Source organism: Actinoplanes sp. NPDC000266 (assembly GCF_042899005.1).
Classification (GTDB): domain Bacteria; phylum Actinomycetota; class Actinomycetes; order Mycobacteriales; family Micromonosporaceae; genus Actinoplanes.
Genome location: NZ_JBIAZI010000005.1, coordinates 55506 through 77694 on the forward strand (window position 1 = coordinate 55506; position 22189 = coordinate 77694).

At 70.1% G+C, this 22189-nt stretch carries 26 protein-coding genes and 1 pseudogene; 19 read left to right on the plus strand and 8 right to left on the minus strand.

Annotation, left to right across the window (positions count from 1 at the left end):
- The first annotated feature begins 8 nt into the window (after positions 1–8).
- The 5 genes from mshD to pstB all read left to right on the plus strand — a co-directional run bounded on the left by mshD (position 9) and on the right by pstB (position 5226).
- Positions 9–887: a mycothiol synthase gene (gene mshD / locus ACFY36_RS20690; protein ID WP_499747615.1), complete on the plus strand. Its 879-nt coding sequence runs from the start codon at positions 9–11 to the stop codon at positions 885–887.
- Between the two features lie 258 nt (positions 888–1145).
- Positions 1146–2240 (plus strand): phosphate ABC transporter substrate-binding protein PstS, encoded by a 1095-nt coding sequence (pstS, locus tag ACFY36_RS20695; RefSeq protein ID WP_499747616.1) that lies wholly within the window; start codon positions 1146–1148, stop codon positions 2238–2240.
- Positions 2241–2287: 47 nt separating this feature from the next.
- On the plus strand, positions 2288–3358 hold the full coding sequence (gene pstC, locus ACFY36_RS20700) for a phosphate ABC transporter permease subunit PstC (protein ID WP_499747617.1): 1071 nt from the start codon (positions 2288–2290) through the stop codon (positions 3356–3358).
- Positions 3355–4437, plus strand: a complete 1083-nt coding sequence (pstA, locus tag ACFY36_RS20705; protein WP_499747618.1) for a phosphate ABC transporter permease PstA — start codon at positions 3355–3357, stop codon at positions 4435–4437. The genes pstC and pstA overlap by 4 nt, the downstream gene beginning before the upstream one ends.
- A 12-nt stretch (positions 4438–4449) precedes the next feature.
- Positions 4450–5226 carry a phosphate ABC transporter ATP-binding protein PstB gene (pstB, locus tag ACFY36_RS20710; protein WP_499747619.1) on the plus strand — a complete coding sequence of 259 codons (777 nt, stop codon included), beginning with the start codon at positions 4450–4452 and terminating at the stop codon, positions 5224–5226.
- Between the two features lie 30 nt (positions 5227–5256).
- Here pstB and ACFY36_RS20715 read toward each other — a convergent pair whose 3' ends face one another.
- Positions 5257–6066, minus strand: a complete 810-nt coding sequence (locus ACFY36_RS20715; protein WP_499747620.1) for an NUDIX hydrolase — start codon at positions 6064–6066, stop codon at positions 5257–5259.
- 75 nt (positions 6067–6141) lie between these two features.
- Here ACFY36_RS20715 and ACFY36_RS20720 point away from each other — a divergent pair, with 75 nt between their 5' ends.
- The 4 genes from ACFY36_RS20720 to ACFY36_RS20735 all read left to right on the plus strand — a co-directional run bounded on the left by ACFY36_RS20720 (position 6142) and on the right by ACFY36_RS20735 (position 10391).
- The gene (locus ACFY36_RS20720) at positions 6142–7119 is read left to right on the plus strand and encodes a Gfo/Idh/MocA family protein (RefSeq protein ID WP_499747621.1); all 978 of its coding nucleotides are present in this window, start codon (positions 6142–6144) and stop codon (positions 7117–7119) included.
- 16 nt (positions 7120–7135) lie between these two features.
- Complete coding sequence (locus ACFY36_RS20725; RefSeq protein WP_499747622.1) at positions 7136–8176, plus strand: LacI family DNA-binding transcriptional regulator; 1041 nt, start codon at positions 7136–7138, stop codon at positions 8174–8176.
- Between the two features lie 32 nt (positions 8177–8208).
- Entirely contained in the window at positions 8209–9813 is a 1605-nt protein-coding gene (locus ACFY36_RS20730) for a glycoside hydrolase family 13 protein (RefSeq protein WP_499747623.1), read from the plus strand.
- A gap of 248 nt (positions 9814–10061) precedes the next feature.
- Positions 10062–10391 carry a hypothetical protein gene (locus ACFY36_RS20735; protein ID WP_499748219.1) on the plus strand — a complete coding sequence of 110 codons (330 nt, stop codon included), beginning with the start codon at positions 10062–10064 and terminating at the stop codon, positions 10389–10391.
- Here the strand turns inward: ACFY36_RS20735 and ACFY36_RS20740 are convergent.
- A pseudogene (locus ACFY36_RS20740) lies at positions 10353–10652 on the minus strand (Fic family protein); the annotation flags it as partial. The gene ACFY36_RS20735 and the pseudogene ACFY36_RS20740 overlap by 39 nt on opposite strands.
- Between ACFY36_RS20740 and ACFY36_RS20745 the strand changes: the two are divergent.
- Positions 10563–10757, plus strand: coding sequence for a hypothetical protein (locus ACFY36_RS20745; RefSeq protein WP_499748220.1), 195 nt, complete (start codon positions 10563–10565; stop codon positions 10755–10757). The pseudogene ACFY36_RS20740 and the gene ACFY36_RS20745 sit on opposite strands and share 90 nt — an antisense overlap.
- A gap of 156 nt (positions 10758–10913) precedes the next feature.
- On the opposite strand, the gene ACFY36_RS20750 is transcribed toward ACFY36_RS20745, so the two are convergent.
- A complete protein-coding gene (locus tag ACFY36_RS20750) occupies positions 10914–11573 on the minus strand; it encodes a class I SAM-dependent DNA methyltransferase (RefSeq protein ID WP_499747624.1) in 660 nt (219 codons plus the stop codon).
- A gap of 80 nt (positions 11574–11653) precedes the next feature.
- Between ACFY36_RS20750 and ACFY36_RS20755 the strand changes: the two genes are divergently transcribed.
- Positions 11654–12115 (plus strand): MarR family winged helix-turn-helix transcriptional regulator, encoded by a 462-nt coding sequence (locus tag ACFY36_RS20755; RefSeq protein ID WP_499747625.1) that lies wholly within the window; start codon positions 11654–11656, stop codon positions 12113–12115.
- On the opposite strand, the gene ACFY36_RS20760 is transcribed toward ACFY36_RS20755, so the two are convergent.
- From ACFY36_RS20760 to ACFY36_RS20770, 3 genes are all read right to left on the minus strand, one after another.
- The gene (locus ACFY36_RS20760) at positions 12112–13122 is read right to left on the minus strand and encodes an inorganic phosphate transporter (protein WP_499747626.1); all 1011 of its coding nucleotides are present in this window, start codon (positions 13120–13122) and stop codon (positions 12112–12114) included. The genes ACFY36_RS20755 and ACFY36_RS20760 overlap by 4 nt on opposite strands.
- A gap of 3 nt (positions 13123–13125) precedes the next feature.
- Entirely contained in the window at positions 13126–13752 is a 627-nt protein-coding gene (locus tag ACFY36_RS20765) for a DUF47 domain-containing protein (RefSeq protein WP_097317667.1), read from the minus strand.
- A gap of 79 nt (positions 13753–13831) precedes the next feature.
- Positions 13832–14779 carry a PI-PLC domain-containing protein gene (locus ACFY36_RS20770; RefSeq protein ID WP_499747627.1) on the minus strand — a complete coding sequence of 316 codons (948 nt, stop codon included), beginning with the start codon at positions 14777–14779 and terminating at the stop codon, positions 13832–13834.
- Positions 14780–14880: 101 nt separating this feature from the next.
- Between ACFY36_RS20770 and sigJ the strand changes: the two genes are divergently transcribed.
- Positions 14881–15762, plus strand: coding sequence for an RNA polymerase sigma factor SigJ (gene sigJ, locus ACFY36_RS20775; RefSeq protein WP_499747628.1), 882 nt, complete (start codon positions 14881–14883; stop codon positions 15760–15762).
- Here sigJ and ACFY36_RS20780 read toward each other — a convergent pair.
- Positions 15742–16248 carry a DUF402 domain-containing protein gene (locus ACFY36_RS20780; RefSeq protein ID WP_499747629.1) on the minus strand — a complete coding sequence of 169 codons (507 nt, stop codon included), beginning with the start codon at positions 16246–16248 and terminating at the stop codon, positions 15742–15744. The genes sigJ and ACFY36_RS20780 overlap by 21 nt on opposite strands.
- A gap of 55 nt (positions 16249–16303) precedes the next feature.
- On the opposite strand from ACFY36_RS20780, the gene ACFY36_RS20785 reads away from it, so the two are divergent.
- From ACFY36_RS20785 to ACFY36_RS20795, 3 genes are read left to right on the plus strand one after another with little or no spacing between them, the layout of a single operon-like run.
- On the plus strand, positions 16304–18322 hold the full coding sequence (locus ACFY36_RS20785) for an ATP-dependent DNA helicase (protein ID WP_499747630.1): 2019 nt from the start codon (positions 16304–16306) through the stop codon (positions 18320–18322).
- The gene (locus tag ACFY36_RS20790) at positions 18319–18732 is read left to right on the plus strand and encodes an NUDIX hydrolase (RefSeq protein ID WP_499747631.1); all 414 of its coding nucleotides are present in this window, start codon (positions 18319–18321) and stop codon (positions 18730–18732) included. Before ACFY36_RS20785 ends, ACFY36_RS20790 begins: the two co-directional genes overlap by 4 nt.
- Complete coding sequence (locus ACFY36_RS20795) at positions 18729–19622, plus strand: hypothetical protein (protein ID WP_499747632.1); 894 nt, start codon at positions 18729–18731, stop codon at positions 19620–19622. Before ACFY36_RS20790 ends, ACFY36_RS20795 begins: the two co-directional genes overlap by 4 nt.
- Here ACFY36_RS20795 and ACFY36_RS20800 read toward each other — a convergent pair.
- Entirely contained in the window at positions 19616–19990 is a 375-nt protein-coding gene (locus ACFY36_RS20800) for a DsrE family protein (RefSeq protein ID WP_499747633.1), read from the minus strand. The two genes, ACFY36_RS20795 and ACFY36_RS20800, sit on opposite strands and share 7 nt — an antisense overlap.
- Before the next feature lie 14 nt (positions 19991–20004).
- On the opposite strand from ACFY36_RS20800, the gene mtfM reads away from it, so the two are divergent.
- From mtfM to ygfZ, 4 genes are read left to right on the plus strand one after another with little or no spacing between them, the layout of a single operon-like run.
- Entirely contained in the window at positions 20005–20109 is a 105-nt protein-coding gene (mtfM, locus tag ACFY36_RS20805; RefSeq protein ID WP_284044707.1) for a small membrane protein MtfM, read from the plus strand.
- A complete protein-coding gene (locus ACFY36_RS20810; protein ID WP_499747634.1) occupies positions 20103–20699 on the plus strand; it encodes a heme-binding beta-barrel domain-containing protein in 597 nt (198 codons plus the stop codon). Before mtfM ends, ACFY36_RS20810 begins: the two co-directional genes overlap by 7 nt.
- 48 nt (positions 20700–20747) lie before the next feature.
- Positions 20748–21143, plus strand: a complete 396-nt coding sequence (locus tag ACFY36_RS20815) for a Fur family transcriptional regulator (protein ID WP_499748189.1) — start codon at positions 20748–20750, stop codon at positions 21141–21143.
- Between the two features lies 1 nt (position 21144).
- Complete coding sequence (gene ygfZ, locus ACFY36_RS20820) at positions 21145–22185, plus strand: CAF17-like 4Fe-4S cluster assembly/insertion protein YgfZ (RefSeq protein WP_499747635.1); 1041 nt, start codon at positions 21145–21147, stop codon at positions 22183–22185.
- Positions 22186–22189 lie beyond the last annotated feature (4 nt).

The window sequence follows — 22189 nt, forward strand, 5'->3', positions numbered from 1 at the left end:
TCGACGACATGACGGAGATCCGGTCCACGGACCGGCTGAGCGCCGCGGACGCGGCCGGCGTGGTCACGCTGGCCGCGGCCGCCGACGAGGCCGACGGTGTCTATCCGCTCTCCGAGGATGTGGTTCTCCGGGTGCGCGGCGGGGGTGGCCCCGCGGCGCACCGGCATCTGCTGGCCTGGCACGACAATGAGCTCGTCGGTTACGCGTTCGTCGAGGACGCGTCCGGCGAGCTTTTCGTTCATCCGGCCCACCGCCGGCGCGGCCACGGCACGGCGCTGCTCGCGGCCGCCGGTGACGGCCCGCTGACCTTCTGGGCGCACGGCGACGAGCCCGGTGCGCGGGTCTTCGCGGAGAAAGCCGGTTTCGAGCGGGTGCGCGTCCTGTGGCAGATGCGCCGGTCGCTGCTCGAGCCGCTGCCCGACATTCCGCTGCCGGCCGGCCTGACCCTGCGCGGCTTCCGTCCCGGCTCCGACGAGGACGCCTGGCTGGCGGTGAACGCCCGCGCGTTCGCGCACCATCCCGAGCAGGGCCGCTGGACCATCGACGATCTGCTGCTGCGCGAGGCCGAGCCGTGGTTCGACCCGGACGGCTTCCTGCTCGCCGTCGACATCCAGGACGAGCTGGCCGGCTTCCACTGGACCAAGGTGCACCCCGCCTCCGGCGACGATCCGGCGCTGGGCGAGATCTACGTGCTCGGCGTCGACCCGAGCGGACACCGTAAGGGCCTGGGCGCCGCGCTGAGCGTGGCCGGCCTGCGGCATCTGGCCGCCCGAGGGCTCACTGTCTCGAACCTTTACGTCGACGAGTCGAATGCCGCCGCGGTCGCTCTTTACCGCCGTCTGGGCTTCGAAATCTTCAAGACGGACGTGAGTTATCAGCGTCACTGACTCACATTCTCACGAGTCACGAACAGGACAAGGCCGTATCTCAGGGCGGTAACCACCGCCCGTATAAGTCGGATATTTCGGTCTCTAGTCACTCAGTTCACGCAACGGACAACTCGCCCTCAGGGGAAGGCCATGTCCCGGCGGAAACGTGTTCACCGCCAGTTCACCAATGGCCACTTAACCGGCTACCTCGCCTGCTTAGCTTTCGTTGTGTTGCCGGTGAGAAGCCGGCCAGCACCCACCCCTGAAGGGAAAACTGTGAAGCTCCAGCGGTCCGGTTACATCGCCGGCATTGCTCTGACTGCGACGCTCGCTCTCACCGCGTGCGGCTCGGACAACAACGAGCCGTCGGGTGACAGCGGCGCTTCGGCTGCTTCCGCCAACTGCGTTGCGGGCAGCCTGACGGCCCAGGGTTCTTCGGCTCAGAAGAACGCCATGGACGAGTGGATCAAGAAGTACCAGTCGCAGTGCTCCGACGCGAAGGTCGACTACCAGGCCACCGCCTCGGGCGCCGGCATCCAGGCCTTCATCGCGGGCACCGCCGACTTCGCGGGCTCCGACTCGGCCCTCAAGGAGGAGGAGCAGCCGCAGGCCGACGCCAAGTGCGCCGGTGGCACCGCCCTCAACCTCCCGATGGTCGTCGGCCCGATCTCGGTCGTCTACAACCTGGACGGTGTCGACAACCTCCAGATCGACGCGCCGACCCTGGCCAAGATCTTCGACAGCAAGATCACCAAGTGGAACGACCCGGCGATCGCCGCGCAGAACTCGGGCGCCAAGCTCCCGGACACCGCCATCACCGCCGTGCACCGCTCGGACGAGTCGGGCACGACCGACAACTTCACCAAGTACCTGAGCAAGGCCGCCGAGAAGGACTGGACCTACGGCAACGCCAAGGCCTGGAAGGCCAAGGGCGGCACCGGCGCGGCCAAGTCGGACGGTGTGGCCAGCGCGGTCAAGAGCACCGCCGGCTCGATCTCGTACGTCGAGCTCTCCTACGCGGAGAACAGCGACCTGCAGAAGGCCAAGGTCAAGAACGGTGCCGGCGAGTACACCGAGCTGACCGGCGAGTCGGCCGGTAAGGGCATCGAGGGCGCCAAGATCACGGGCACCGGCAACGACCTCAAGCTCAGCATCGACTACAACGCCACCACCGCCGGCGCGTACCCGATCGTTCTCGTGACCTACGAGATCGCCTGCAGCAAGGGCAGCGCCAAGGCCGCCTCGCTGAAGAACTTCTTCGCCTACACCTCGAGCACCGGTGGCCAGGACGCCCTGGGCGACCTCGGCTACGCGCCGCTGCCGGAGACCATCCGGGCCAAGGTCGAGACCGCCGTCGCCTCGATCTCCTGACCGTCACCAGATAGTCAAATCCCTCCGAGACGACAGCGAGCGAGCAGATGGGTGACTACCCCTCCCGCTCGGAGAACGCCACCGCCGGCGACCTGGGTGTGACAGAAAGCCACACCCGGGCCGCCGGCCTCGGCGTATCCCCGAGCAGTTACGAAGAACCCCCGTTCGGCGGCGGTGGCGCCCTCCCCAGGAAGAAGCGCTTCTCGATGGAGAGCGGCTTCCGGGGCCTCTCCGTCGGCGCGGGCGCGATGGTGCTGGTCATCATCGTGGCCATCGCGGTCTTCCTGATCTCGAAGGCCGCGCCGGCCATCAGCGCGGACAAAGAGAACTTCCTGACCTTCAAGCAGTGGTTCCCGAACGAGACCGAGCCGCGGTTCGGCATCGCCGCGCTGGCCTTCGGCACCGTGCTGACCTCGGTGATCGCCCTGCTCGTGGCGGTGCCGATCGCCCTGGGCATCGCTCTGTTCCTGTCGCACTACGCGCCCAAGCGGCTGGCCACGCCGCTGGGCTTCGTGATCGACCTGCTGGCCGCCGTGCCCAGTGTCGTCTTCGGCCTCTGGGGCCGCGACGTCTTCATGGAGCCGGTCCGCAACTTCTCCGAGTGGCTCAACAAGTACTTCAGCTGGATCCCGATCTTCGGCGGCGACGGCCCGTTCGGCCGCTCGGTCCTGCTCGGCAGCCTGGTGCTGGCGATCATGGTGCTGCCGATCGTCACCTCGCTCTCCCGCGAGGTCTTCCTGCAGACCCCCGGCATGAACGAGGAGGCCGCCCTCGCCCTGGGCGCCACCAAGTGGGAGATGATCCGCACCGCGGTCCTGCCGTACGGCAAGCCCGGCGTCATCGCCTCCGTGATGCTCGGCCTCGGCCGCGCGCTCGGCGAGACGATCGCCCTGGCGCTGACCCTCGGCGTGGTCTTCAACATCTCGTTCAACGTCATCGAGAACGGCGGTAACTCGATCGCCGCCAACATCGCCAACGCCTTCGGCGAGGCCAACGAGACCGGCCGCGGCGCCCTGATCGCCTCGGGTCTCGTCCTCTTCGCCATCACCCTCGTGGTGAACATGGCGGCTCGGGCGATCATCTACCGTCGGCGCGAGTTCCGGGACAGTGCGGCATGACCCTTCTGCAGAACGAGGCGTCCGACGTCGTCATGACGCCGGACAACATCCGGACCAGGAAGCTGCCGGTCGCCTACAACATCGGCATCGCCGTGGCCGCCCTGGCCATCGCCGCGGCGATCGTGTTCCCCACCGGCATCGGCAACTGGGTGCTCGTCGTCGTCCTCGGCGTCGTGTTCTACCTGGTCGGCCTCCAGATCGTGGCCGGCCGCATCGAGGGCCGGCGCGCGGCGCGCAACCGCATGTGGCAGGCCGCCATCTACTGCGCCTGTGTGCTGGCGATCCTGCCGCTCGCCTCGGTCGTGTGGACGCTGGTCTCCAAGGGCGTGTCCCGCCTGGACGGTGACTTCTTCGGCAGCTCGATGAACAACATCGGCGCCCGCGACCCGAACGGTGGCGCCTACCACGCCATCATCGGCACCCTGGAGCAGGTCGGCATCGCCACGCTGATGGCCGTGCCGCTCGGCGTGCTCGGCGCGATCTACCTGGTCGAGTACGGCAAGGGCAAGTTCGCCAACACGGTCCGCTTCTTCGTCGACGTCATGACCGGCATCCCGTCGATCGTCGCCGGTCTGTTCGTCCTGTCGTTCTGGGTGCTGATCGTCAGCCCCTGGTTCAACAACGGGACGCCGCGCTTCTCCGGCTTCGCCGCCTCGCTGGCGCTGACCGTGCTGATGCTGCCGACGATCGTCCGGTCCACCGAGGAGATGCTGCGGTTGGTGCCCGGCCCGCTGCGCGAGGGCGCGTACGCGCTCGGAGTGCCGCAGTGGAAGACGATCGTCAAGGTCGTCCTGCCGACCGCCCTGCCCGGCATCGTCACCGGCGTCATGCTCTCCGTCGCCCGCGCGGCCGGTGAGACGGCTCCGGTGCTGCTGGTCGCGGGTGGCGCCGCGGCGATCAACTTCGACCCGTTCGCGGGTGGTCAGCAGTCCCTGTCGCTGTTCGTGTACCAGCAGGCGGCCGACGCCTCGCGGTACGCACCGGCCCGGGCCTGGACCGCCGCCCTCACCCTGGTCGCTCTCGTTCTCGTCCTGACGATCGCGGCCAAGCTGCTCGCCCGCCGCTCGAGTCTCCGTTAAGAGGTATCCCCCATGGCCAAGCGCATCGAGGCGAGCAACGTCAGCTCGTACTACGGCAACTTCAAGGCGATCGACAGCATCTCGATGACCGTCGAGCCCAAGACGATCACCGCCCTGATCGGACCGTCGGGCTGCGGCAAGTCGACGTTCCTGCGGTCCATCAACCGCATGCACGAGGTGCTGCCGAACGCCCGCATCGAGGGCCGGCTCACCATCGACGACCAGAACATCTACGACCCGGACGTGGACGTCACGGCGGTCCGCCGGCTGATCGGCATGGTCTTCCAGCGGCCCAACCCGTTCCCGACCATGTCGATCTACGAGAACGTGGTCGCCGGTCTCAAGCTCAACGGCGTCAAGAAGAAGTCGGTGCTGGACGACGCGGCCGAGCAGTCGCTCAAGTCGGCCAACCTCTGGAACGAGGTCAAGGACCGGCTGAGCCGGCCCGGCGCCGGCCTCTCCGGTGGTCAGCAGCAGCGTCTCTGCATCGCCCGCACCATCGCGGTCGAGCCCCAGGTCGTGCTGATGGACGAGCCCTGTTCGGCGCTCGACCCGATCTCGACGCTGGCGATCGAGGACCTGATGTTCAAGCTGAAGGACCGCTTCACGATCATCATCGTCACGCACAACATGCAGCAGGCGGCTCGCGTCAGCGACAAGACCGGCTTCTTCTCGATCGACAAGACGGGCGACCCGGGCCGTCTGATCGAGTACGACGACACGCAGAAGATCTTCAGCAACCCGTCGGAGAAGAAGACCGAGGACTACATCACCGGCCGCTTCGGCTGAGTTCGTCTTTTTATGGAAGGCGCCCTGCTGCTAAGGAATGTGCAGCAGGGCGCCGCCGTCTTCGGTGAATTCCACGCGAGGCTGGACGGGCGTCGCGGCATTGCGGCGGCTCGAGGCGGCGACCACTTCAGCTATTTTTTTGTACGGTCGTAACGAGTCAACGGTCGAGCGCGTCGGTGGGAGCATGGCCAGGCCGTACGCGGCTTCCGGGCCGGACCATTGGGTGCCCTCACTCTCTCCGGAGACGTCGCGGGCCGTCTGGCCTTCCGGCAGGAGAGAGACGAAGAACCAGGTGTCGAACCGCCTCGGCTCGAACTCCGGCGTGATCCAGCGGGCCCAGGGGAAGAGCAGGTCGTCGCGCAGGCGCAGGTGGTGACGGTCGAGGAGCTCGGTGAGGGTCTGCTCGCGGGCGGCCAGGGCGACGCGCTCGGCTTCCCATTCGGCGGTGCTGACGTCTCTGATCGTGCGGTCGGGTTGCTCGACCGGACCGGCCAGCAGGACCCCGGCCTCCTCGAAGAGCTCGCGGGCCGCGGCGCCGACCACCGCGCGGGCCTGCTCGTCGGGCACGCCGAGCAGCCGGGACCAGTCGTCGCGGATGGTGAGAGGGCGGTCTGACGGATCCACGCCGCCGCCGGGGAACGCGTAGAGGCCGCCGAAGACCATCGTGGTGGCGCGCTTCAAGACGTACAGCTGGAAGGAATCGCCCGAAGGGCGCAGAAGCACGACGGTGGCCGCGTCGCGGACGGAAGCTGGAGTGCCGCTGAACTCGCGTGCCCTTTTGACCATTGCGGGCGGAAGGCTGAATGGTGTCGAGTCGGTCACCGTTCGATCCTCCCCCATCCAACCACCCCACCCGCCACCCAAAAGCGGACTGAAGGCAGTCCGCTTGCGGGTGCGGACGATACCGTAAGGATCATGACCGCACAGAAGGTTCGCTGGGGCATTCTCGGCCCCGGCGGGATTGCCGCCACGTTCGCCGCCGACCTGCCGCTCGTGCCCGGCGCCGAGCTCGCCGCCGTCGGATCGCGGTCGGCCGAGACCGCCACCGCGTTCGCCGAGCGGTTCGGCTTCGCCCGCGCGCACGGCTCGTACGCCGACCTCGCCGCCGACCCCGACGTCGACGTCGTCTACATCGCCACGCCGCACGCCTTCCACGCCGAGGCCGCCCTGCTCTGCATCGAGGCCGGGAAGCACGTCCTGGTCGAGAAGCCGATCACGCTCGACCTGCTGACCGCGGCCGAGGTGGTCACCGCCGCGCGGGACAAGGGCGTCTTCCTCATGGAGGCCATGTGGATGCGGCTCAACCCCGCCATCCGCAAGATCGCCGAGCTGGTCGAGGAGGGCGCGATCGGCTGGGTCAGCGCCATCCACGCCGACTTCGGCCTCCAGGGCCCGTTCGACGCCGAGCACCGGCTGCGCGACCCCAAGCTCGGCGGCGGCGCCCTGCTCGACCTCGGCGTCTACCCGATCAACCTGGTCCACCTGATCCTCGGCACCCCAGCCTCGGTGCAGGCCTGGGCCCACCTGACCCCGGAGCGGGTGGACGAGAACACCGGCGTCCTGCTCGGCTACGAGCCGGGCGCGGTCGCCGCGATCACGTGCAGCATCAACGGCGAGAGCCGCAACAACGCGACGATCACCGGCACCGAGGGGCGCATCGAGCTGCCGCCGGGCTTCTTCGTGCCGCGCTCGTTCCAGCTTCACCGGGCGGGTAAAGAGCCGGAGACCTTCGACTTCCCGTTCGAGGGCAGCGGCTATCAGTTCGAGGCGGCCGAGGTGCAGCGCGCCATCCTGGCCGGCGAGCAGGAGAGCCCGCTCATGCCGCACGCCACGACTCTGGAGATCATGACGCTGCTCGACACGATTCGTGAGGAAATCGGTGTCGTCTACTAGCGACTAGTGTGATCGGATGCCGTCGAAAAAGGTCGGCGGCAAGCCGACGTCGAGCGATGTGGCCAAGGCCGCTGGTGTCTCCCGGTCCGCCGTCTCGTTCGCCTTCAACAACCCCCAGCGCATCTCGTCGGCGACCCGCGAGCGCATCCTCGCGGTCGCCGGCGAGCTGGGATATACGCCCAGCCCGCTGGCCAGGATGCTGCAGTCCGGGGCCACGAACTCGATCGGCGTGCTGCTGCCGCAGAAGCTGGCCCAGGTGCTGGAAAATCCGTACTACGCCCGGTTCCTGATGGGTGTCGGCCAGGTCTGCGACCAGGAGGGCTACACGCTCCTGCTCAGCCCGCCGCTGCAGGACTCGGTGCTCAAGGCCATCCCGGTCGCCGCGGCCGACGGCTTCATCGTCTGCGGTCTGCAGACCGAGGGCGCCGAGGTGGCCGAGCTGGAGCGGCGTGGCGCCCCGTTCGTGCTGATCGACAGCGACCGCTACGAGAACGCGCCGAGCGTCGAGGTCGACGACCGCGGCGGGGCGTACGAGGTGGCCCGCTACCTGCTCGAACTGGGCCACCGGCGGCTGGCCGTGCTCTCCATCGACCCGGGGCCGTTGACCGGCGGCCACCGCGGGCCGCTCGGGCGCCGTCTGGCCGGCATCGGCGAGGCCCTGGCCGGCGTCGGGCTGAGCATGAACGACGTGGCCCTGGCCGAGGTGCCGGTGTCGCGCACCGAGGGATACAAGGCGGCCCGGGAGCTGATGGCCCGTGACCCGCGGCCGACCGCGATCCTGGCCCTGTCCGACGTGCTGGCCTACGGGGCGGTGGACGCGCTGGCCGAGCTCGGGCTGGACGTGCCCGGTGACGTTTCGGTGACCGGGTTCGACGATCTGGCCGAGTCGGCGTGGTTCCGGCCGCGGCTCACCACCGTACGGCAGCCGATCGTGACGAAGGGCCGCACCGCCGCCGACTTCCTCATCTCGGCCATCCGGGGCGAGGACCAGCATCCGCGCCAGGTCCTCGGTACCACGCTGATCGTCCGCGATTCAACGGCTAAACCGGTGATGTAACACGAGTTAGTAACCCTGCTACCGTCACGATCATGAGTGATTCGTGGTGGCGGTCCGCTGTCATTTATCAGATCTACCCGCGCAGCTTCGCCGACGCGAACGGCGACGGCGTCGGTGACCTGCCCGGCATCCGCAGCCGGCTGCCCTACCTGCGCGACCTGGGCGTCGACGCGGTCTGGCTGTCGCCGTTCTACCTGTCCCCGCAGGCCGACGCCGGCTACGACGTGGCCGACTACCGGGTCGTCGACCCGCTGTTCGGCTCGGTGGACGACGCCCGCGACCTGGTCGCCGACGCCCACGACCTCGGCCTGCGGGTGATCGTCGACCTGGTGCCCAACCACTCGTCCGACCAGCACGCGTGGTTCCAGCAGGCTCTCCGGGAGGGTCCGGGCTCGCCGCTGCGCGAGCGCTACCACTTCCGCGACGGCCGGGGCGACCTCCCGCCCAACGACTGGCCCTCCATCTTCGGCGGCCCCGCGTGGACCCAGGTGCCCGACGGCCAGTGGTACCTGCACCTGTTCGCCCCCGAGCAGCCCGACTTCAACTGGGACCACCCGGCGGTGGCCGACGAGTTCCGCACCATCCTGCGGTTCTGGCTCGACCTGGGCGTCGACGGCTTCCGCATCGACGTCGCGCACGGCCTGGTCAAGGAGGCCGGCCTGCCCGACATCGGCCGCGCGACCGAGTGGCACCTGCTCGACGTCGGCGAGAGCCCGTGCTTCGACCGCGACGGCGTGCACGAGATCTACCGCAGCTGGCGGCGCATCCTCGACGAATATCAGGGCGAGCGGATCGCCGTGGCCGAGGCGTGGGCGCCCACCCTGGCCCGGGTGGCCGATTACGTACGCCCCGACGAGCTCCACCAGGCGTTCAACTTCAGCTACCTGGCCACCCCGTGGAACGTCGCCGACCAGCGCGCCGTCATCGACGCGTCGCTGGCCGCGATGGGCGAGGTCGGCGCACCGGCGACGTGGACCCTGTCGAACCACGACGTGGTCCGCCACACCAACCGCCTGCTCCAGACTTCCGAGGGCGACGTGGCCGGCCGCAGGCCCACCGAGGTCGACCCGGTGGCCGGCCTGCGCCGCGCCCGGGCGGCGTCCCTGCTGCTCCTGGCCCTGCCCGGCTCGGCCTACCTCTACCAGGGCGAGGAACTGGGCCTGCCCGAGGTGATCGACCTGCCGCCGGAGGTCCGCCAGGACCCGGCCTTCCACCGGGCCACCGGCCAGGACGGCTACCGCGACGGTTGCCGGGTGCCGCTGCCGTGGTCGGGCACGACGGCCCCGTACGGCTTCGGCCCCGAGGGCGGCCCGTCCTGGCTGCCCCAGCCCGACGCGTGGGCGTCGCTGAGCGTCGAGGCCCAGGACGGCGTGGCCGGCTCCACGCTGACCCTTTACCGGGACGCTTTGGCCCTGCGCCGCAAGCTCCTGTCGGGCGACGACCTGACCTGGCAGGAGGCCCCCGAGGGCCTGCTGGTCCTCGACCGAGGCCCGAGCTTCCGCTGCACGGTCAACATGGGCGTGGCCCCGGTCCGCTTCACCCCGCCGGGTGAGCTCCTGCTCACGAGTGGCCCGGTCGGCGGCACCCCCACCGAGATCGAGCTCCCACCCGACACGACGGTGTGGTGGCAGATCTGAGAATGCTCGCCAGGCCGGGGGACGGTCCCGGCCTGGCGCTCTCTCACCTGCTCTGCGGCCGCGCCGGCCAGGTCCTCCAGGGCGGCGCGAGCGGCGGGGAACGAGACTTCCAGCAGACGCTGCGCGGACTGCGCCGTGGCGACCGGCGCCTCGGGCAGGAGAGGCAGCAGGCGCATGACCGCCGAGTCCGCGCGAGGTTGTGGCTTCGACCCGCTTCGCAGACGATGCGGCGAGTAGCGGCTCGACCAGTGATCCTGCATTTCGCTGAGCTGAGTGACGAACTGCTGCGCCTGCTCGACCGCGACGGCCACCGCTTGGAGGAAGACCCGGAACCACTCGGCGGTGCCGGTCACGGCGGCCTGCCCGTCGATGGGACCGAGATAGCGATAAGCCGTCAGGCCTTCGACGTATTCGCGCGACCGCGTCAGGAGGACGAGGCTCACTGGAAGCACCGCAGCCTGGGTCAGCCCGCGACCGGTCAGGACGGTGTGGATGAGAGCGCGTCCGACGCGTCCGTTGCCGTCCGCGAACGGATGGATGGTCTCGAATTGAGCGTGGGCCAGGGCGGCTTGCAGTAACGGGGCGTGGACCGCTCCCGTGATGTAGTCAGCCAGATCCTCGATCAACCTCGGCACCTCATCGGGCGGCGGCGGCACGAAATCGGCATCGAGCGGATGCCAGTCGCTGCCACCGATCCAGTTCTGGCGATCACGGAGTCCTTGCTGGGGGTGTTCCGGAAGTAGCGCCCGGTGCAGATCACAGAAGGCGCCGGGTCCGATGACCTCGCACACGGCCAGTTCTCCCGCGGCCTGCCGGAGCGTCACGTTGTTGTTCGCCACGAGCCGGGCATTCTCGGTGAAGCCCGCGACTGGCGCCTCCTTGACCGACGCGAACTCGGCCGGCGCCTCCTGCTGCGCGGAGACCTGAAGGCCTTCGATGCGTGAAGAGGCCATCGTCTCGGACCGCAGAAGGAACCGTCCGAGGCTCTCGAGACCCATCGAGCCGCGGGCGCCGGTAAGGCCGTGGACGGCCATCTCGGCCTCGGCTGCCCTGCGAGCTCCTGCTCGCGAGCGGCTCGGTCGGTCCCGGCCTGGCGCCCCTCACTGGCCTGATCCGGTCCGGCGGACGAGCATGTACCCGTACGGCGGCTCCGATCCTCCGGGCTGCGGAGTGCGACCCTCGAAGATCAGGGCGAACCCCGCGGCGGCGAAGCGGTCCTCCATCTCCTGGGCGGAGAGCCAGTACCGGTCGAAGTCGATGCCGAAGCTCTCGACGCGGCTGCCGGGAGCGTTACGGTGCCGAGCGCCGTCGCCGTGCTTGAAGGCGGCCACCAGATATCCGCCCGGCTGCACGACCCGGGCGAGTTCGGCGAAGGCCGGAACCCGGGCGTCCGGCGCCAGGTAGATCAGCGAGAACCAGCACACCACTCCGGCCAGCGACGCGTCGTCGAACGGCAACGCGCGCACGTCGGCGACCTCGTAAGGAAAGCCGGGGTTGTCCCGCCGGGCGACCTCGATCATCTTGGGCGAGAGATCCACGCCGCGCGGCGACAGGCCCCGGCCCGCGAGGTAGGGCAGAAGGCGGCCGGTGCCGCAGCCCACGTCCGCGACGTCAGTGCCCTCGGCCGTGGTGAGCTCGGCGAACAGGTCGAGCATCGCCCGCTCGATGGGCATGCTCTCGAGTACCCCGGTCAGATTCTCGGCGTACCACTCCGACAGCACGTCATGCGCGTTCCGCAGTTCCTCAGTCCCGGTGTCCATCCGGGTAACTTACTGGTGCGGTCGTTAGCCGGCTATCGGGTTGTGCTGCGGCAAGATCGTTAGCTGGCTATCCTTCGATGGTGAAGAGCGTCGAGGTCATGCGCGTCAATGCGGCGCTGAACAAGATGGGCCAGCTTTATCGGGTGGCCAAGGCCCGGCGGCTCGGTGAGCTCGGCCTCCACCCCGGGCAGGACGTCCTGCTCTGGCAGCTGGCCCAGGAGCCGGACGGGATCACCGTGACCGAGCTGGCCGCGCGGCTCGGGGTCGAGCCGCCGACCGCCACCCGCAGTCTGGCCCGGCTCGGCGCCGGTGGGTGGTTCCGGCGGGAGCCGGTGCCGGGGGATCGGCGGCAGGTGCGGATCGTGATCACCGAGAAGGGGCTGAAGTTGATCCCCCGCATCGAGGACGCCTGGAACGACCTGGCCGAGCAGATCATCGGGTCGGCCACGGTGGCCGAGCGGGCCATCGTGCTCAGCGCCCTCGAACGGGCCAACGACCGGCTCCGGGCCGATCTGGGCGACGACGCTCCCGCCGAAAGTTAGCCGAACAACGGGCGCACCAGCAGGTAGATGCCGCAGGCGATCAGGCCGGCGGCCGGGAACGTGGTCACCCAGGCGATCACGATGTTGCCGGCCACGTTCCAGCGGACCGCGTTCAGGCGCTTCGTGGCGCCCACGCCCATGATCGCCGAGGTGATCGTGTGGGTGGTCGAGATGGGTGCGTGCAGCACGTACGCGTTGAAGAAGAGCACCGAGCTGGCGACCGTCTCGGCGGCGAAGCCCTCGGCCGGGCCGAGATCGATGATCTTGCGGCCGAGCGTACGGATGATGCGCCACCCGCCCGAGTAGGTGCCCAGGGCCAGCATCGTCGCCGTGGTGATGTAGACCCACCACGGGATCTCGGTGGGGCTGTCCTGGAAGCCGCCCGTGTAGAGGGCCAGCACCACGATGCCCATGGTCTTCGCCGCGTCCTGGATGCCGTGGCCGACGGACATGGCGGCGGCCGAGAGCGTCTGGGCGTGGCGGAAGCCCCGGTTCAGCTTGCCCGGGTTGCCGCGCCGGAAGATCCACATGATGGCGACCATCACGACGAAGCCCAGCATCAGGCCGACGATCGGCGAGGCGACCATCGGGATCAGCACCTTGTTGACGATGTTGCCCCATTGGACGCTGCCCTGGGAGGAGGCGAGCAGGGTCGCGCCGACCAGGCCGCCGAACAGGGCGTGGGACGAGCTCGAGGGCAGCCCGAAATACCAGGTGATGAGGTTCCAGGCGACGGCGCCGACGACTCCGGCGAAGACGACGCCGAGGCTGGCCACGCCCGGTTCCAGGGTGACCAGGCCGTCGCCGACGGTCTTGGCGACCTCGCCGCCCAGGTGGGCGCCGATGAAGTTGCCGATCGCGGCCATGGCCAGGGCGACCCGGGGGGTCAGGGCCCGCGTGCTGATGCTGGTGGCGATGGCGTTGGCGGCGTCGTGGAAACCGTTTGTGTAATCGAACGCCATCGCGGCGATGATGACCGCCAGGACGGCGATGAGCTCGGGCGACAAGGTCTAGGACTCCTTGACCGCGATGGTCTCGACCGTGTTGGCCACGTGCTCGAAGGCGTCGCAGGCGGCCTCGAGCTCGTCGGCCACCTCCTTCATCTTCAGGACGGTCAGCGCGTCGTACTCGCCGGAGAAGAGCCGGACCAGCAGCATGCGATAGGCGCGGTCGCCCTCGTTCTCCAGGCGGTTGATCTCGATCCAGTACTCGTCGAGACCCTTCATGGCGCGCAGCTTCGGCATCGCCTCGGCGGTGATCTTCGCCTGCTGGTCGAGGACGTTGACCAGCTCGTGCATCTCGCGCGGCAGTGACGGGAGCTCGGTCAGGCCGTACAGGTAAAGAAGATTTCCGACGGCCTCGAGGTGGTCCATCACGTCGTCGAGCTGTGAGCCGAGCGAGTAGATGTCCTCGCGGTCGAACGGCGTGATGAAGGTGGAGTTGATCTTCTTGTACAGATCGTGGGTGATCTGGTCACTGTCGTGCTCGACATCGGTCAGCCGATCGCTGACCGACTGCACGTCCACACCGGGCAGCGCCAGCTCGTTGAGCAGCTCGGTGCCCTTCACGAGGTTGTGCGCCGCCTTCGTGAAGAGCTCGTAGAAGGCTCCCTCGACGGGACGGAATGAGAACTTCACGGGGCGACCTCGATCGGCAAGCTGGGGATGGATCTCCAGGAATGCTAAGGCCTCCCGTGGTTTACCTTTCGTTCGCCTGTTAAACGGGCTCGCGGCGACGATCGCCACGGGGCGCGGTGGGCCTCGGTGAGCCGCGCCGGACGGCCCGGGTCGGCAGCGGCTCGCGGGCCACCCACTCGCTGACCGGATGGCGGCGCAGGTGCCGCGCCAGGCCGCGCTGGTCATTGTCGGCGATGACGTCGACGCCGGCGTCACCCAGCTCCGTCCAGATCGCCTGCCGGGCCTTGCGCGTTCCTTCGGGCAGACCGGAGATCCGCACCGTACGTCCGTCCTCGTGGGCCGAGCGCACCAGCGCGTGCAGCAGATGGCGTTCCTCGGCCGGGATCGGCTCGCGGCCGTCCCAGCCGAACCGGCGGCTCCACGACTCACTGATCATCGGGACGAGCCCCGGAGGCGCGGCCTGGGAGCCGATGTCGTCGAAGGTCCCCTCGGCGAACGCGTACCGCACCCGGTCGGCCGCCAGCAGCTCGCGCACGTCGACGATGCCGGCGATCGAGACCGTGACCGCGCCCGGTGTCAGCTCGTCGCCGTCGCCGTGGCTGAGGAGGGCGGCGTGGTCCCGCAACTGCTGATCGAGCATGCGGTACGCCTGCAGGAGTGTCTCGGCGTCACGGATGGCCCCGGTGAACTCGACGGCGAGCCGGAACGGCGCCTGCTGCCCGCGGGCGAGCCGGCCGCCCTGGGCCCGTGCCCGCGCGAAGAGCGGGGACAGCACCAGCCGGCGCAGCGTGCGGCCGGGCTGCGGCGCTCCGGGGCCGAGGAACAGCTCGCCGTGCGGCCCGGGGGTGACCGGCACGGTCAGGCCGCCCAGGCCGTGCCTCAGCACCGCGGGGAGCGGGTCGAGGTCGGCCGGCCGGGCGATGGCGTGCCCGGCGGCCTGATAGGGACTGGGCCGGCGGACCCGGACCGCGGCCGCGACCGCTCCGGCCACGGCCGCGACCCCGGTGAGGCCACTCACGATCGTCACGGCGTCGTTCACAGCGCACCATCCGTAATAGTCCTAAATGTGCGTTTTCACTGTGTCACATGTGCTACCCACGGCCGGGCAATCTCGTTCAGAATTCCCCCATGCCGTCCGTCGAGGAGTTCGAGGTCCACCGCCCGCACCTGTTCTCGGTGGCCTACCGGATGCTCGGCAGCGCGGCCGAGGCCCAGGACGTGGTGCAGGAGGCCTGGCTGCGCTACTCGAAGAACGCGGACGACGACATCCGCGATCCGCGCGGCTGGCTCACGACGGTCACCGGGCGGCTCTGCCTCGACGTGCTCAAGTCGGCCCGGGTGGCCCGCGAGGCGTACCCCGGTCAGTGGCTGCCCGAGCTGTTCGTCGACCCCGACGACGACCCGGCCGGCACGGCCGAGCGGCGCGACCAGGTCGGCCTGGCCCTGCTCGTGGTGCTCGAGCGGCTCACCCCCGAGCAGCGGGTCGCTCTCGTGCTGCACGACGCCTTCGCCGTGCCGTTCGACGAGATCGCCCAGGTGCTGGGTGGCAGCGAGGCGACCGCGCGCCAGCACGCCTCGCGCGGGCGCCGGGCGGTCGCCGACGGGCAGGTGCGGCACACCACCGACCAGGCCGAGCAGCGCCGCGTGCTGGCCGCCTTCCTCGAGGCCGTGAACGGCGGCGACGTCCGCGAGCTGGCCGCCCTGCTGGCGCCCGACGTGGTGTCGATCAGTGACGGCGGCGGCTGGTTCAACACGGCCCGCCGCCCGGTCGTCGGCGCCGACAACGTGGCCCGTTTCTTCCTGGGCGTGATCACCGGCAAGCGGCTCGGCGACGACGCCGTCTTCACGCCCGCCCTGGTCAACGGGATGCCCGGGGTCTACGCCTCCGGCCGCTACGCCGACGGGCGGCCGCTGCGCGCCGCGCTCGGGCTCACCGTCGAAGGCGGCCGGATCACCGGCATGTTCCAGCAGCTGAACCCGGTGAAAGTGCTAGTCAGCGACCTTCTGTAGGTACTTGTGGAAGTGGCCGGCGAACGGCTCGCTGCCGTCGCCCAGGGCCACCAGCAGCTTGTCGGCGGCCGCGCGGGCCTCCCGTACGAGATCGTCGGGATATCCGAAGAGCTCGCGGTGCTCGGCGAACTCGTCCTCGTCGCGCAGCTCGACCACGCCGGTCGAGCGCCGGCGCACCACGTCGAGGTCGAGGTCGACGATGTGCACCGTGTCGCCCTCCCACCGCGCCGGCGTGGTGATGTCGCAGTAGACCTCACTGGTCCGCGGCGGCGGGTTGAACATGCCCGTCCACCAGGCGTGATGGGGGATGAGCAGGACGAACGGGATCTGCTCGACACTCGGCCGGCCGTGGTAGACCGACGACGTGCCGCGGGTGACACCCACCCACACGCCGAGGTCGTCCTCGTCGAACCGGCGGGCCGGATAGTCCCGGTGGGCCGAACCGTCGTACTTGGTGTAGACGACCCGGACCGTCTCGTTCGGCATGCGAGAACCCTAACGGTGGTCGGCTTCTGTCGGTGGTGGCGGGTACCGTCTCCGCGTGCCCGCAGCTACGAAGAAGAAGGCCACCGCCGAGCAACTCCTCGCCGCCGCCGTCGGGGCCGTCCCCGGCGGAGCCGCCCGCCCCGGCCAGCAGGCCATGGTGGCGGCCATCGACAAAGCCATACGCGACCGTGAGCATCTGCTCGTCCAGGCCGGCACCGGCACGGGCAAGAGCCTGGCCTACCTGACCCCTTCGCTGCTCGTGGACGGCCCCGTGGTGATCTCCACCGCCACCCTGGCCCTGCAGAACCAGCTCGTCGAACACGACCTGCCCCGCCTGGCCGCGGCGGTCGAGCCGGTCCTCGGCCGCAAGCCCACCTTCGCCGTGCTCAAGGGCCGCCACCACTACCTGTGTGTGGCCAAGATGGAACACGCCGACGAGGAGGCGCCGACCGACACGCTCTTCGACGACGCGCCGCCGCAGCGGGCCACCCAGTGGCTGGGCGAGGCGGGCAAGCTCGGCAAGCAGATCCAGCGCCTCCAGGCCTGGGCCGAGAAGACGAAGACGGGCGACCGCGACGAGCTCGACCCGGGCGTCGACGACACCGCCTGGCGCCAGGTCTCGATGCCGGCCCGCGACTGCGTCGGAGCGGCCAAATGCCCGTACGGCGCCGAGTGCTTCGCCGAGGCCTCCCGCGCCCGGGCCCGCGAGGCCGACATCGTGGTGACCAACCACAGCCTGCTCGCGGTCGACATGCTGGCCGAGCGCCACATCGTCCCGCCGCACAAGCTGCTGGTCATCGACGAGGCCCACGAGCTGGCCGACCGGGTCTCGGCCGCCTCGCAGGCCGAGCTGACCCCCGACGCGGTCGAGCGCTCGGCCCGCCGGGCCCGCACCCTGATCCCGCCCGCGGTGTCCGAGTCGCTGGCCGAGGCGGCCGACGCGCTCACCGTCGGCCTGGCCGACGTGCCGGCCGGCCGCATCACCTCGGGCCTGCCCCAGCCGCTGCGCCACGCGCTCACGCTGCTCGAGTCGGCCACCCGGGCCGCGCTCACCGCGATCGGCGACGTCAAGTCCGACGATTCCGACCCGGTCCGCAAGCAACAGGCCAAGGCCGCGATCGGCGACCTGAGCGACACCGCCCAGCGCCTGCTCGAAGAGGACGCCTTCGACGTCGCCTGGGTCGAGAAATCCGACATGGGCTCCGGCCGCCGCGCGCTCGTGGTGGCCCCGCTCTCGGTCGCCGGCACGCTCTCCCAGGGCCTCTATGCCGATCGCACGGTCGTCGCCACCTCGGCCACCCTGACCCTCGGCGGCCGCTTCGACACGGTCGCCCGCTCGCTCGGCCTGCCCGTCGCCGCCTCGGCGCCGACACCGGCCACCGAGGCACCCACGGCCTCGGGCGACGGCTGGACATCACTCGACGTCGGATCACCCTTCGATTACCCCAAACAGGGCATTCTGTACGTCGCCGCGCACCTGCCCCGTCCGCAGATGTCCGGCCTGCCCGACGCCGCCGGCGAGGAACTGGTCAAGCTGGTCGAGGCGCTCGGCGGCCGCACGCTCGGGCTCTTCTCGTCCCGCAAGGCGGCCACCCAGGCCGCCGAGCTGCTGCGCGCCCGCACCGACCTGCCGATCCTGCTCCAGGGCGAGGAGTCGCTGCCGCTGCTGGTCCGCAAGTTCCGGGAGCAGAAGGAAAGCTGCCTGTTCGGCGTGATGTCGCTCTGGCAGGGCGTCGACGTGCCGGGCGATTCCTGCCAGCTGGTGGTGATCGACCGCCTGCCGTTCCCCCGCCCCGACGAGCCGCTGGCCGCGGCCCGCTCGGCCGCCGTGGACGCGAACGGAGGCTCCGGCTTCGCCTCGGTCAGCGTGCCGATCGCCGCGGTCCGCCTGGCACAGGGCGTCGGCCGCCTGATCCGCGCCACCGGCGACAAGGGCGTGGTCGCGGTGCTCGACTCCCGGCTCGAAACGGCCCGGGGCTACGGCGCGTTCCTGCGCAAGTCACTGCCCCCGTTCTGGTACACGACCCGCGCCGACGTGGCCGTCGGCGCCCTGCGGAGGCTGGCCGGCAAATGATTCAGATCGCCTGCACGTTCGTCGTCGACGCCACCGGCGCCCTGCTGCTCCAGCTGCGCGACGACAAGGCGCCGTACTACCCGAACGTCTGGGGCCTCCCGGGCGGCTCCGTCGAGGAGGGCGAGACCCCGGCCGAGGCGTCGGTGCGCGAGCTGTGGGAGGAGGCGTCGATCGGCCCGTCCGAGCCGGTGCGGTTGTTCGCCCGCCAGGAGCTGCCGTCAGAGGGCAGGGTGAAGAATTACTTCTACGCCCCCACCGACGCGACCCAGTCCGACGTGGTCCTCGGCGAGGGCGCCGCGATGCTGTTCATCCCGCCCGCCGAGGTGCCGGCCCGCCCGTTCACCCCCGGCACGGCCGAGATCGTCGACCGCTTCCTGGCCTCCCCCGAATACGCGGCCCTCCGCCGATGACCGACCAGCCACCGACAACGAACTCCCCGCCCGGGGCCGGTTATCCGTCTTCCGCGGGTGGCTTTCCGCCGGAGGCGCCGACGAAGCGGCGATGGTGGCTCATCGGAGTGGTCGGGGCGTGGATCGTGGTGGTCGCGGTCCTGGCGGTCTGGTCGGTCGGGCATGAGCGGCCCACCGTGCCCGAGCAGCGTGACATCGGGCTGGCCGTGGCCGACCTTCAGCGGGCGGCCGGTGCCCTGGTGGCGGCGGCCGAAGGGCCGGGCCGGGCGGTCGTGCTCGGCGAGCTGGAACTGGTCGACGGCTGCCGGGTGACTCCCGTGCGCGAGGGTGTGGCCGGGGCGCGGGACGTGACCGTCTACGTGCCTCGGGGCGACATGAAGACCTCGATGGAGGCGATCAGCAAGGCGCTTCCCGGCGGCTACCAGACCGAGCTGGGGGAGGGGCGCGGCGGCACGCGGCTGTCGTTCCACTCCGATGCCGGTGACTTCATCGGCGTCGACGGCACGGCCGAGGCGACCGCCCAGGTGCTGACGCTGCGGCTGTCGACGGGTTGCCGTCCCCGCGCGGACGATCTCGACCGCGAGGATCCGCGGGCCGGCCCGGCTCCGGCCATCTTCCAACGGGCCGTGCGGGCTCTGGGGCAGGGCGACACCCCGGAGACCTTCGCCGCCCTATGTCCCGATGAAACGGTCGTGGCGACGTACGTCGCGGCTGGTGTGCCTCTGTCGAAGGACCTGGCCGCCGCTCTGGCCACGGTCAGCGACGGCGCCGAGGTGATCCGGGCCGACAAGTCGGTGCGCGCCTATCGGATCGGCTCCGACTCGCTCGTGGTCAGCCCGGACGGGGACCTGTTGAGAGTCAGCGTCACCACCGGCTGCGCCGCTCAGTAGACGAGAGCCTGGGCGCCCTCGCCCATGATCTCCTCGACGAAGGCGGCGGCGCCGGCTATGCGGATGCCGGGGAGGACGTCACCGGGAGTGATGTCGCGGCGGGCCGCGCACTGCGTGCAGACCGTCACCCGGCCGCTGGACAGCAGCAGGTCGAGCAGGTCGGGCAGGGGGGCCGCGTGCGGGAGCTCGAACTCGGCGGCCCGGCCGGGCAGGGCGAACCAGGCCGACTCGCCGGTCAGCCAGAACGACACGTCCACGCCGGACGCCGCGGCCGTGGACGCCACCGTGAATGCCTGTGAACAGCGCTCGGGGGCGTCGGCCCCGGCGGTTGCCTTGACGACCAGCAAGCGTGCCATGAGGGCCAGCATAGGATGGGCCGGTCATGGTTACGGAAATCGGGTTCGTGAGCCTGCTCGTCGCCGGTCTGGGCGGCCTGGCGGGCGGTTTCGGCTATTTGGCTATGCGCGTTTCTAGGGGGCGTTGGTGAGTGAGAATCCTTTGGGCCCGCCGCCCTGGCTGAACGCTCCTCCGGTCGAGGCTTATCCCTACGAGGACACCCACGACCTTCGTTCCGGCCCCGATCTGCACCCGGCCCTGCTGGGCCTGCTGCCGTTCATCGGCCTGTGGCGCGGCCGCGGGCAGGGTGGCTTCCCCGAGGAGCAGGACTACGACTTCGCCCAGGAGGTGCGGATCAGCCACGACGGCCGTCCGTTCCTGCGCTGGGACTCGCGCTCGTGGCGGCTCAACGAGGCGTCCGAGGCGACCGGCGAGTGGATCGTCGAGTCGGGCTTCTGGCGGCCGGTGCTCAACGACGGCCGGGCCACCGACGAGATGGAAGCCACGATGATCACCGCCGACGGGGTGGCCGAGCTCTACGTCGGCAAGGTCATCGGCACCACGCGGCTGGAGATGGAGGCCGACGCGATCGCGTACGTGCCCTCGGGCCTGGCCGTGACCGGTGGCCAGCGGCTCTTCGGCATCGTCGACGGGGCGCTGCTCTACGCCCATGAGCAGGCGGTGGGCCAGAGCGGCCTGCGCCCGCACATGTCGGCGCGGTTGCTGCGCATCGGCGGCTGAGTAAAAGAGCGTAATCTTCGTTACGTGTCCGCCACTTCGCTAGCCGCCATGCTCCGGGAGCGTGGCCTGCGGCTCACCCCGCAGCGCCAGCTCATCCTCGAAGCAGTGCACGAGCTCGGCCACGCCACGCCCGAGCAGGTGCACAACCACGTGCGTGAGCGGGCGGCCGGCGTCAACATCACGACGGTCTACCGCACGCTCGAGCTCCTCGAGGAGCTCGGGCTGGTCAACCACACCCACCTGTCCCACGGGTCGCCGACCTACCACACGGCGGGTGAGGATCAGCACGTTCACCTGGTCTGCCGTGGATGCGGGTCGATTTCTGAGGTAGACCCGTCGGTGATGCAGCCGGTCACCGACCGGCTCCTCGCCGAGCGGGATTTCCGGGTCGACGTCGGCCACGTCTCGCTCTTCGGGGTCTGCGGGGACTGCAAGGAGCTGTGAGATGACAGTCGTGATGGCCGAGGATCTCGACCCCACGTCCACCGACGCGGGTGTGCCGGTGCACTACGGCGACCCGATGCGCGAGCAGCGCACCCTGGCCACCGCCGTGGGCCTGGTCGACCGGTCCCACCGGAACGTGATCGCCGTGCCGGGCGAGGAGCGCGCCTCCTGGCTCCACACCCTGACGACTCAGCATTTGTCGGATTTGTCGGAGGGCACCGGGACCGAGCTGCTCGTCCTCTCGCCCAACGGCCACGTCGAGCAGCACGCGTACGTCACCGAGGACGGCACGACCGCATGGCTCGACACCGAGCCCGGTGCCGGCGCCGGTTTGCTGAAATATCTGGAAATGATGCGGTTCTTCACGCGAGTCGAGCCGCGCGACGCCACATCCGAGATGGCCGTCCTGTCACTCGTGGGCCCGGGCGCGGCCGACCTGTTCCCCACGCTGGCGGCGCCGCGGATCAGCGAGGTTCCAGGAGCGAAATTCGCCGCCGGCGAGGTGCCGGGTCATTCCACGAGTGTGTACGCCGTGACGCCTTACGCCGGGGGCCTGGCTCGACGCGTACCCCTGGGAATTGATCTTCTGATTCCGAGGGCCGAGAAGACGGCCGTCATCGAGAAGCTCGGGGTGCCGCTGGCCGGCCTGTGGGCCTATGAGGCGATCCGCGTCGAGCACCGCACGCCCCGCCTCGGCTGGGAGACCGACCACCGCACGATCCCGGCCGAGGCCGACTTCATCGCCGCCGCCGTCCACCTGGACAAGGGCTGTTACCGCGGCCAGGAGACGGTCGCCCGGGTGCACCACCTGGGCCGCCCGCCGCGCCGCCTCGCGCTGCTCCACTTCGACGGCGTCGCCACCGACCAGCCGCCGGCCAAGGGCACCCCGGTCGTCCTCGGCGACCGCGAGGTCGGCTTCATCGGCACCGCCGTCCGTCACCACGAGTTGGGCCTGATCGCCCTGGCCGTGCTCAAACGCAACGTGGCCGACGACGCCGAGCTGAAGGTAGGGGAGTCCGCCGCCGCGATCGATCCGGCCTGAGGCA